The following is an 8,168-nucleotide window of genomic DNA, read 5'->3' on the forward strand; positions in this document are numbered from 1 at the left end:
GTTCCGGCACGCGGGGCGTGCAGCACGCCGAATCCCGCGATCAGCGTGGCCCCAAGCCCGTGCATCAGCCGCCATGCCTCGTATCGGGAGCCCAGCGTGGTGCGCCCGATCGCCATCAGTACCAGCGTCGGCAGCAGAAGCCAGGCGACGATGCCCGGCCAGAGCGCCGAAAACTCTGCCGTCACGAAAAATTGCCGCTGGGTGTCCCAGTCCGGCGCCGGCGCCCGGCGGGTGGTGTAGAGAAACGGATGGACGATCGCCAGGATCGCCGCCCCCCGCGCCAGCAGCTGATGCATCCGCATCACGATATCTGTGCCCAGGCGCCGGGTCATGAAACGGTAGCGGCCCAGCAGCAGGAATTCGGCCAGGATCACCGTCAACGCCAGAATCCCGGCGCCCGAGGCCAGTTCGTCGGCAACGGAGCGCGGCGTCAACCCCTGCGCCCAGGCCAGGCCGAGCGGCAACAGGACGACGCCCAGATAAAGAATGATCAAAAGCCCCGCCGGCATGTTCGGTGCCCCCTTTTCGTCTCCTTTAGGGCTAACGACGTGATGGAACGAAATCCAGTATTACTCGCCGGGCGAGGCCTGGGTCGGGTCGGTTTCCTGCCGAGGATGTCGCTTGACGCCCCGCAGCGTTCGCCGCACTGTCCGCGCCGAGCAGAACTGGAGCAGCCGTGGCCAACCGCACGCCCCCCTTTGCCCCCTTTGAGTGGATGATCGCCTGGCGTTATCTGCGCGCACGCCGTGCCGAGGGCGGGGTCAGCGTGATGACCTGGATCAGCCTGATCGGCATCACCCTTGCGGTCTTTGCCCTGATCGCCACGCTGGCTGTGCGATCAGGGTTCCGGTCGGAGTTCGTCGGCACGATCCTGGGCGCCAACGCCCATGTCACCGTCTACAACCTGGGCGAGGTGACCGCGCAGGGCCGGATCGACCGGACCATCCCCGATTTCGCAGACATGGCCGCGCGGCTGGCGCAGGTGCCCGGCGTGACCCGGGCGGCGCCGCTGGTGCGCGGTCAGGTCATGGCGGCGCATCGCGGGCGCAATTCCGGGGTCGAGGTGTTCGGCATCCGGGCCGGCGATCTGGCCACGCTGCCGGCCATCGCCGCGGGCGAGCAGGCGCAGGGCGAACTGGGCGATTTCCCGGCCGGCCTCGCCATCGGCTCCGGCGTGGCGCGTGAACTGGGCGTGGCCGTGGGCGACCGGATCAAGCTGATCTCGCCCGAGGGGGTCAAGACGCCCTTTGGCACCAGCCCGCGGGTGAACGCCTATGAGGTGGCCTACATCTTTACCGCGGGCCGCTACGATATCGACCGGACCCGCGTCTACATGCCTTTTGGCGAGGCGCAGATCTATTTCAACCGCGAGGGGGTAGCGGACGAAGTTGAAGTGATGGTCGAGGAGCCGGAGGCGGTCGAGGCGATGATCCCCGCGCTGCGCCAGGCGGCCGGGGAACGCGCCCAGGTCTGGACCTGGCGCGATGCCTCGGGCGGGTTCCTGCGCGCGCTGGAGGTCGAGGATAACGTAATGTTCGTGATCCTCTCGATCCTGGTGCTGATCGCGGCGATGAACATCGTTTCCGGGCTGATCATGCTGGTCAAGAACAAGGGGCGCGACATCGGCATCCTGCGCACCATCGGGTTGAGCGAGGGTTCGGTGCTGCGGGTCTTTTTCATCTGCGGCGCCTTCACCGGGCTGATCGGCACCGGGCTGGGGGTGGCGCTCGGGTGTCTCTTCGCGATCTACATCGATCCGATCTTTTCCTTCGTGAACTTCGTGATGGGCGGCGGGGTCTGGGACCCTGCGATTCGCGGCATCTATGCCCTGCCGGCCGAGCTGCACCTGGCCGACGTGCTCAAGGCGGTCGCGCTGTCGCTGGGGCTGTCGTTCATCGTCACCATTTTCCCGGCCCGGCGCGCCGCCCGGCTCAACCCGGTCGAGGCGCTGCGCTATGAGTGAGCCGATGTTGCACCTGGAGGCGGTCGCAAAGGGCTATAATCCCGGTACGCCGGGCGCGGTGCAGGTGCTGCGCGGCGTCGACCTGTCGCTCGCGGCGGGGGAAACGGTGGCGCTGGTGGCGCCCTCGGGGGCGGGGAAATCGACGCTGCTACATATCGCCGGGCTGCTCGATTCCCCCGATAGCGGCACCGTGGCCATCGCCGGGCAGGACATGACCGGGCGCGGCGACCGGGCGCGCACCGCCGTGCGGCGGCGCGATGTCGGCTTCATCTACCAGTTTCATCACCTGCTGCCTGAGTTCACGGCGGCCGAAAACGTGATCCTGCCGCAGCTGGCCGATGGTGTGGCGCGGGCGCAGGCCGCGGCGCGCGCGGGGGAGCTGTTGGAGCGGGTCGGGCTTTCGGCGCGGGCCGATCATCGCCCGGCGGAGCTTTCGGGGGGGGAGCAGCAGCGCGTCGCCTTTTGCCGGGCGCTGGCCAACCGGCCGCGGCTCTTGCTGGCGGACGAGCCCACCGGCAACCTCGATCCGGAGACCTCCGACCGGGTGTTCTCGGCGCTGATGGCGCTGGTCACGGAAACCGGGCTGGCCGCGCTCATCGCCACCCACAACCTGGACCTGGCGGCGCGGATGGATCGCGTGTTGCACATGGATGGCGGCCGCATCGCCGCGCCATAGCCGGCGCGGGGCCGACGCGTTGATCTGTGTCATTGAGGTGAAACCGCCGGGCTGAAAGAGTGGTCATGGTGCGGGTCGTGTCGCGCCGCCTTGCCCCTCGGTCTTGTCCGGACGGGTTGTCATGGGGCGGGCGCGGCGGGACGTGTCGGTGGAACCTGTTGAATCGCATCAGGAATTGTGATCCTGTCAAATCTAGCAAGGGGAGAAAAACAATGCGTGTCGTGAAATGGATTGCCGGCCTTTTCCTGGCCGGCGCGGCGGTGCCGGCATTGGCGCAGGACGTCGAGAAGGGGGCCGAGCTCTACCGCGTGCATTGCGCCACCTGTCACGGCATCGAGGGGGGCGGCCAGGGGCCGATGGCAGGGGTGCTGGTGATCCAGCCCGCCGACCTGACCCGATTGGCCAAGTCCAACGGCGGCGCCTTTCCGCTCGAGCGGGTGATCAAGCGCATCGACGGACGCGATCCGCTGGTGAGCCACGGCAGCCCGATGCCGGTCTACGGGTTCTTCTTCGAGGGCAAGGGCACGGCGATCAAGACCACCAGCGGCCAGCCGATCATGACCAGCAAGCCGATCGTCGATCTGATGGCCTATCTGCAAACCCTGCAAGCCGAATGACCCAGCCGATGACCGAGAAACTGCTGATCGCCGTGCCGGTGCTGGCCGTTCTGGCGGCCTGCGTTGCCGACCAGAGCCAGATGCCGGGTCCGGACGAAGGGGCGGCGCTGTTTGCCGAAAATTGTACCGCCTGCCACGATTACCAGGGGCAGGGCGGAACGCTTGCCGGTGGACAGACGGCGCCGGACCTGACCGGGATTTCGGCCCGCAACGGCGGGGTCTTTCCCCGTGCCGCGGTGCTGTCGAAAATCGACGGTTATGGTCACGGCGGGATGACGCCCGAGATCATGCCGGAGTTCGGCGCCCTGTTGGAGGGGGATCTGGTGCCGGTCGATGTCGAGGGAACGCTGACCCCCACGCCGCGCCCGCTGGCCGCGCTGCTGAGCTACCTGGAGAGCATCCAGACCGCCGAAGGGTAGCGCCCTAGTCGCAGATGCCTTTCAATTGGGCTTCCTTCCACGGCAGGAACACGGCGGTGTCCGATTTGCCGCGCGGCAGGGGCGAGACCGGAAACGCCCCCGACAGCATCTCGTGCAGCCGTTCGGTCCGCGCGGCCCGGGGCGCCAGGGTGCGGCAACAGACGTATTCCTCGACGATGGCGCCCTGTTGTTCGTAGCCGAAGCTCAGGAAATCGGGCGCCGCGGCGAGGTCGAAGAGATAGGGGTCCGTCCCGGCCCCATGCTCGGCCGCCGCGCGCAGCGGAGTGTAGCCGGTGCGCGCCCGGTTCTGCCATTGCCAGACATGGGTCAGCTCATGCGCCAGCAGCATCGCCTCGACGAGGTAGAGCCGCTCGGGATAGCCCGGCGCGTAGTTGTCCAGGTACCAGTCCTTGCTGAGGAAGATGCGGTTGAGCAGCGTCACCGCAGCCGGCCGGGTGGTGACGATCTCATCGGTTTCCGGTGGCATGATCCGTTCGCGGCAGGTGACCGGCGGGCGCGGTTTGCGGCGAAAGGTGATCGTGCCCACCGGGGCGCCGTGCACCAGCCGGACCCGGTCCAGCGCCATGCCGCGCCCCTGCAGGGTTTCGGCAAAGGCGCGCTCGGACCCGGTCAGGGGGCGGCCGCAACCGGCCAGCGCGGTGGCGGCGCAGACCAGGAGGGCGAGCGCGCGGCGCATCCGGCTCAGGGCGCGTAGAAGGTGGCCGTGGCGGTGGCGACCGTCTTGCCGCTGTCGGCCTCGGTCATCCCGGCCCGGGCGAAGACCAGCGCCCTGCCGGCCCGCACGATCTCGGCCCGGCACAGGATCGCGCTGCCGGTGCCGGGGCGCAGGAACTGAGTGTGCAGGTCGGTGGTGGCAAAGGGTTTGAACCTGCCGGCCTGGGCCGCCGCGGCGAGCACCATCGTGGTGTCGGCCAGCGCCGCCAGCGCCTGCCCCGAGACGATGCCGCCGACCCGGGCCAGATGCGGGCCAAGCGGCATGCGCATCAGCACGTGGTCGGGGTCTGCCTCGCTCACCGTCAGGTCCAGCGCCTGTACCCATTCGGCGAAATTCTCGGACAGGATCTGTTGCAGGGTTTCCGGGGTCATCGGCGGCCTTTCCTGTTGCGTGCCGGCACCCTAGCCGCCCGGTGGCGGCGGCGTCGAGGGGCTTTCGCACCGCGCCCAAACTGCGTATCCCACGAAGGCCGAAACCCGGAGAACCCCTATGCGCGTCCCCTATGCCCGTCTCAGCCGGTCCGAGCTCGACCGCCAGCTTTCGCCCAGCCTGTCGGCCAAGGCTTTCGAGGCGGTGCTGTCCCGCCACGCGACCGAGACCGCGGCGCTGGCGGGGGCCGGGGATCTCCTGCGTTGGCCCGACGTGACCTATGGTCCCGGCGCGCGCCAGCGCTACGACGTGACCGCGCCACGCAAAGGGGCGGGGCGGCCGTGCCTGGCCTTCATCCACGGCGGGTTCTGGCAGGAGGGGTCGAAGGACGGGTCGGGCTTTGCCGCCCGTGCCTTTGCGCGGGCCGGTTGGGCGCATGCCGGGCTGGGCTATACGCTGGCGCCGGAGGCCGGGCTGGAGCAGATCATCGACGAGATCGCAGAGGCGTTGCGCCACCTGCGCAGCAAGGCCGCAGACTATGGAATCGACCCCGACCGGATCGTGCTGGCCGGTCATTCGGCGGGGGCGCATCTGGCCGCCGCGATCCTCGCCGGACTGGGCGGCGAGGATCTGCCGGGCGCATTGGCGGGCTACGTTCTGATCAGCGGCGTCTACGACCTCGCGCCGGTGGCGGCCTCCTATGTCAACGATGCCCTCGGGCTCAGCCCCGGCGATGTGGAGCGTCTTTCGCCGCTGCTCTACTGGCCCGCCGCCGAGCGCCCGGTGCACCTCGTCCTGGGTGCCGACGAACCCGAGGCCTTTGGCCGACAAAGCGATGCGCTGGCCGTGCTATGGGGACGCAAGCTGCGGCGGATCAGCCTGGCGCGCTGTCCCGGGCGGGACCATTTCGACATTCTCGACGAGCTGGCGCAGGAGGGATCGGAAACCTGGGTCCGGATCCAGCGCATGGGGCAGGGCAACTGAGCCGGATCAGCCCGCGTCGCGGGCCTCTGGCGATTGCGCCCGCCGGTTCGCCAGCCGCGCGGAGGCCGCCTCCAGCGCCTCGATCAGCTTGGCCTTGCGGATCGGCTTGCTCAGGAACCCGTCCATGCCGACCTCCGCGCTGCGGGTGCGGTCCTCGGCCATGGCATGGGCGGTCAACGCCAGGATGATACAGGGCGGCAGACCGGCGCGGCGTTCCAGCGCGCGGATCTCCCGCGTTGCGGTGAACCCGTCCTTGCCGGGCATCGAGATGTCCATCAGGATCACGTCCGGCCGCTCGGCGAGATAGGCGTCAACCGCCTGCTGCCCGTCGGTCCAGGGGATCACGCAGGCGACGCGGGTGGCGATCATCTTTTCGACGATGAAGCGGTTGGTCTTGTTGTCTTCGGCCAATCCCACGCGCAGCCGCGCGGTTTGCGGCGCGGCTGCGGCGCTGTCGTCGGATCCGGCCGGCGGGGCGGAGCTGCGCTTTTCCGTGCCGCCCGCCTTGGTGGCGCGGCACAGGACCTTGAACAGCCGGTCGTTGCGCACCGGCTTGCTGAGGCCGAAGTCGATGTCGGTGCGGGTGAAGGCGGCGCGGAGCGCGTCCAGATCGCCCGACGACAGGATCACCACGGGCAGATCTTGCGTGGCGGGATCGGCCCGCAGTGCCTGCAACAGGTCCGCCCCGTCCATGCCCGGCATGCGGTGATCGGAGATCACAACGTCGGGCTGCGGCTGCCGCTTGTCGAGCACGGCGGTGAGGGCCTCCGACGTGTTTGCATAGGCGGCGCTGCGCATGCCGAACCCGGCCAGGCGCGCGGTCAGGATATGGCGGTTGGTCTCCAGGTCGTCCACCACCACGGCGGTCTTGCCGCGCAGGGCGCCGGGGTCGAGAAACAGCACCGGAACATCGGTCTGCGCGTGCTCGGGCGGTTCGGTCGCCGGCAGCGGCAGGACCATGCGGAACAGGGAGCCCTTGCCGGGCGTGCTTCGGACCGAGATGTCGCCGCCCATCAATGTCAGCAGCTTGCGCGTGATCGCCAGACCCAGCCCGGTGCCGGTGCGTTGGTGCCCGTCGGTGCCTTCGACCTGTTCGAAATCGCGAAAGATCGTGTCGATCTTGTCCTGCGGAATGCCGATCCCGGTGTCGCGGACGGAGATTTCGATCCGGTCATCGCCCGGGCTCGTGACTTGGATGGTCACATGCCCCGCTTCGGTGAATTTCACGGCGTTTCCGGCCACGTTCAGCAGGCATTGCCGCAGCCGGGCCTCGTCACCGATCACCCATGCCGGCAGCGGGGTCTGGAAGTCGACGCAAAGTTCCACGCCCTTGCCGTTGCCGGCGGGAAACAGCAGCGCCGCGGCGTCCTGAACGCACTCGTGCAGATCAAAGGGCGCGCGCGCGATTGTAACCTTGCCGGCCTCGATCTTGGAAAAATCGAGGATGTCGTTGATGATGGTCAGCAGGGCTGCCGAGGAATTCAGGATCGTCGCCGAGAAATCGCGCTGTTCCTCGGTCATCTGGGTCTCGTTCAGCAGGTCCGCCATGCCCATGATCCCGTTCAGCGGTGTGCGGATCTCATGGCTCATGTTGGCCAGGAACCGCGATTTGACCGCCTCGGCATGGCGCGCCGAGTCGCGCGCGCTCGTCAGTTCGACGTTCAGTCTGGACTGTCGGAGCCAGGAGTAGCTGATGACCGAGATCGGGATCAGGCTGGCGAATGTCAGAACCGAGGCCACGAACAGGCTGAACCGGCGAAATGCGGCGGCGATATCGTCGGCCGGGCCGCTCGCATCGAGGATGACCTCGGCCGCGCCGAGGATATGGCCTTCGTGCCGGATTGGCAGAATGCTGCGGGCGAATACCTTGGATGTCTCCTCGCGCCGGGCACCGATATCGAAGGTTGTTATCGGCATGCCTGAGCGCAGCACCGTCTGAACCGCGGTGCGGTCGTCCTCCGTTCGCGGCGGGGGGCCGCCGGGGATCGGGCTGGTCTGGCCAGGTTCGGGGGCGTTTGTGGCGGCCAGTGTCAGACGCCCCCGTTTGTCGAAGATCCGAAAGAAAACAATCTCTCCGAAAGCTTCCGGATCGGTGTGATAGCGAGGTACGACTTGGTCCTGCTCGTTTGCGAGAGCCAATTCTTCTAACGCGCCGGCATGAAGGAAATAGTGGCGGTACCAGATTTTCGTGATTACCTCAGTCGCGTCGGTCGCCAGGGCTTCGGTCACCGATAGCCGGGCGTTGACGATCACCAGGGTGGTCGCGAAAATCAGCATCGCCATGAGCAGGGCTGCCCAGGAGAAGAATTTCAGCGTGTTGGCGCCCATTGTCCGCTCCAAACCGTGTCGCGTTTTCCGGATTGGGCCGGGGAAACGCTAAATTCACGTTAAGCCCGGAAAATCC

Annotated in this window: 9 protein-coding genes; 5 read left to right on the forward strand and 4 right to left on the reverse strand. The window is 67.9% G+C overall.

What is annotated here, in order from left to right; translation table 11 throughout:
* On the reverse strand, positions 1 to 509 hold a 509-nt coding region (locus tag P1U75_RS10420; RefSeq protein ID WP_300242879.1), incomplete at its 3' end, for a ferric reductase-like transmembrane domain-containing protein.
* A 167-nt stretch (positions 510 to 676) separates the two neighbouring features.
* Between P1U75_RS10420 and P1U75_RS10425 the strand changes: the two genes are divergently transcribed.
* The 4 genes from P1U75_RS10425 to P1U75_RS10440 all read left to right on the forward strand — a co-directional run bounded on the left by P1U75_RS10425 (position 677) and on the right by P1U75_RS10440 (position 3,675).
* On the forward strand, positions 677 to 1,963 hold the full coding sequence (locus tag P1U75_RS10425; protein WP_300242881.1) for a lipoprotein-releasing ABC transporter permease subunit: 1,287 nt from the start codon (positions 677 to 679) through the stop codon (positions 1,961 to 1,963).
* On the forward strand, positions 1,956 to 2,639 hold the full coding sequence (locus P1U75_RS10430) for an ABC transporter ATP-binding protein (RefSeq protein WP_300242883.1): 684 nt from the start codon (positions 1,956 to 1,958) through the stop codon (positions 2,637 to 2,639). Before P1U75_RS10425 ends, P1U75_RS10430 begins: the two co-directional genes overlap by 8 nt.
* Positions 2,640 to 2,851: 212 nt before the next feature.
* Positions 2,852 to 3,256 carry a cytochrome c gene (locus tag P1U75_RS10435; RefSeq protein WP_300242885.1) on the forward strand — a complete coding sequence of 135 codons (405 nt, stop codon included), beginning with the start codon at positions 2,852 to 2,854 and terminating at the stop codon, positions 3,254 to 3,256.
* Positions 3,257 to 3,264: 8 nt separating this feature from the next.
* A complete protein-coding gene (locus P1U75_RS10440) occupies positions 3,265 to 3,675 on the forward strand; it encodes a cytochrome c (protein WP_300242888.1) in 411 nt (136 codons plus the stop codon).
* Between the two features lie 4 nt (positions 3,676 to 3,679).
* Here the strand turns inward: P1U75_RS10440 and P1U75_RS10445 are convergent, their stop codons facing one another.
* Both P1U75_RS10445 and P1U75_RS10450 read right to left on the reverse strand, forming a co-directional pair.
* Positions 3,680 to 4,372, reverse strand: a complete 693-nt coding sequence (locus P1U75_RS10445) for a hypothetical protein (protein WP_300242890.1) — start codon at positions 4,370 to 4,372, stop codon at positions 3,680 to 3,682.
* 5 nt (positions 4,373 to 4,377) lie between these two features.
* Complete coding sequence (locus P1U75_RS10450; RefSeq protein WP_300242892.1) at positions 4,378 to 4,782, reverse strand: PaaI family thioesterase; 405 nt, start codon at positions 4,780 to 4,782, stop codon at positions 4,378 to 4,380.
* 118 nt (positions 4,783 to 4,900) lie between these two features.
* Here P1U75_RS10450 and P1U75_RS10455 point away from each other — a divergent pair, with 118 nt between their 5' ends.
* Complete coding sequence (locus P1U75_RS10455; protein ID WP_300242894.1) at positions 4,901 to 5,764, forward strand: alpha/beta hydrolase; 864 nt, start codon at positions 4,901 to 4,903, stop codon at positions 5,762 to 5,764.
* A 6-nt stretch (positions 5,765 to 5,770) separates the two neighbouring features.
* Here P1U75_RS10455 and P1U75_RS10460 read toward each other — a convergent pair whose 3' ends face one another.
* Positions 5,771 to 8,092, reverse strand: a complete 2,322-nt coding sequence (locus P1U75_RS10460; RefSeq protein ID WP_300242896.1) for a response regulator — start codon at positions 8,090 to 8,092, stop codon at positions 5,771 to 5,773.
* Positions 8,093 to 8,168 lie beyond the last annotated feature (76 nt).

Origin of the sequence: Antarcticimicrobium sp. (genome assembly GCF_029212575.1) — a bacterium.
In the GTDB taxonomy this organism is placed as follows: Bacteria; Pseudomonadota; Alphaproteobacteria; order Rhodobacterales; family Rhodobacteraceae; genus Antarcticimicrobium.